We start from the raw sequence: 1,610 nt of genomic DNA, 5'->3' as shown, positions 1-1,610 counted from the left end.
CTCCCGTACTGCCCGTGGGCGCTGCTAGGACTGCTGCGCGCGCTCCAGCACCAGCTCGCGGACGCGAGCGGCGTCCGCCTGGCCGTGCATGGCCTTCATCACGGCACCGATGATGGCGCCGGCGGCCTGGACCTTGCCGTCCCGGATCTTGGCGAGGACGTCCGGCTGGGCGGCGAGCGCCTGGTCGACCGCGGCGGTGAGCGCCGAGTCGTCCGACACGACCTTGAGCCCACGCGACTCGACGACCTGCGCCGGCGATCCCTCGCCCGCGATGACGCCCTCGAGCACCTGGCGGGCCAGACGGTCGGTCAGGTCACCGGACTCGACGAGGCCGATGAGCTCCGCCACGTGCTGCGGCGACACGAGGTCGCCGGGGGCGGCGTCCTGCGTGTTCGCGACACGGCTGATCTCACCCGTCCACCACTTGCGCGCGGCCTGCGGTGCGGCACCGGCCGCGACGGTCCCCTCGAGCTCGTCGAGGAGCCCGCCGTTCACGACGTCCTGGAACTCGAGGTCCGTGAAGCCCCAGTCGCCCTTGAGTCGACGGCGACGCGCCACCGGGGCCTCGGGCAGCCCGGCACGGAGCTCCTCGATGACGGCCGGGTCCGGCACCACCGGGAGCAGGTCGGGCTCCGGGAAGTAGCGGTAGTCGTCGGCGTCCGACTTCGGGCGGCCCGCCGAGGTCCGGCCGGTGTCCTCGTGCCAGTGCCGGGTCTCCTGCGTGATCGATCCGCCGGCGGCGAGGATCGCGGCCTGCCGCTGGATCTCGTAGCGGATGGCGCGCTCGACGGCGCGGAAGGAGTTGACGTTCTTGGTCTCGGTGCGGGTGCCGAGCTTCTCCTGACCGCGGGGACGCAGCGAGATGTTCGCGTCGCACCGGAGGTTGCCGCGCTCCATGCGGGCCTCGGAGACGCCGAGCGCCCGGACGAGGTCGCGGATGACCTGCACGTACGCCGCGCCGAGCTCGGGTGCGCGCTCCTCGGCGCCGAAGATCGGCTTCGTGACGATCTCGACGAGCGGCACGCCGGCACGGTTGTAGTCGACGAGCGAGTACTCGGCGCCCTGGATGCGACCGGTGGCACCGCCGACGTGCGTCAGCTTGCCGGCGTCCTCCTCCATGTGGGCGCGCTCGATCGGCACCTGGAAGATCGTGCCGTCGGCGAGCTCGACCTCGACCTCGCCCTCGTAGGCGATCGGCTCGTCGTACTGCGAGATCTGGTAGTTCTTCGGGTTGTCCGGGTAGTAGTAGTTCTTCCGGGCGAACCGCGAGGACTCGGCGATCGAGCAGCCGAGCGCGAGCCCGAGCTGGATCGAGTAGCGCACGGCCTGGGCGTTGACGACCGGCAGCGACCCGGGCAGCCCGAGGTCGACCGGCGTCACGTTCGTGTTCGGCTCGCCGCCGAAGAAGTTCGGCGCGTCGGAGAACATCTTGGTCTTCGTCGCGAGCTCGACGTGGACCTCGAACCCGAGGACCGGCTCGTACAGCCGGAGTGCCTCGTCGAAGTCCATCAGCGCGTCCTTCTGCGCCATCAGATCACACCTTCCTGCGCAGCGGACTGCTGACTCTGCTCGAGGGCCGGGATGCTGTCGATGAGCGGGTGGCCCCACTG

Annotated in this window: 1 protein-coding gene; it reads right to left on the bottom strand. The window is 70.9% G+C overall.

Going from position 1 to position 1,610, the window contains the following annotated elements:
* Nucleotides 1-24 precede the first annotated feature (24 nt).
* Nucleotides 25-1,530, bottom strand: coding sequence for an Asp-tRNA(Asn)/Glu-tRNA(Gln) amidotransferase subunit GatB (gene gatB, locus I5E_RS20625; protein WP_022908645.1), 1,506 nt, complete (start codon nucleotides 1,528-1,530; stop codon nucleotides 25-27).
* Nucleotides 1,531-1,610: the final 80 nt, after the last annotated feature.

Source organism: Curtobacterium sp. B18, assembly GCF_000333375.1.
Taxonomy (GTDB): Bacteria; Actinomycetota; Actinomycetes; order Actinomycetales; family Microbacteriaceae; genus Curtobacterium.
The sequence above is the reverse complement of the archived record's forward strand: the minus strand, read 5'-3'. Positions and strand labels throughout refer to the sequence as shown.